At 60.0% G+C, this 230-nt stretch carries 1 protein-coding gene; it reads left to right on the forward strand.

Annotation, left to right across the window (positions count from 1 at the left end):
• Nucleotides 1–19: 19 nt before the first annotated feature.
• Nucleotides 20–230 (forward strand): heme-dependent oxidative N-demethylase subunit alpha family protein (locus tag ACPYOM_RS24245; protein WP_481347941.1); only part of this gene is annotated, 211 nt, incomplete at its 3' end.

Below are 230 nucleotides of genomic sequence, written 5' to 3' on the forward strand. Positions count from 1 at the left end.
GCCCTTCACCATCGGCCTCTTGCCGCTCGACATCGGCCGCTGGATCGAGCCGAACGGTGATCTGCCGCGCTATCTCGGCGAAAAACAGCTCCTAGCTGAAACCCGCCGGCATGAAATTTTCGTCGCTGAAGAAGGCACCGACGCCGCTCAGCAGGAATGTCTCGACCTGCTTCTGAGTTACCTCTGCGAAGCGCATCCCGATCTCTACGAGCGGAACGGCAGTCTCATCG

Source organism: Monashia sp. HAY1-2A, from assembly GCF_056755315.1.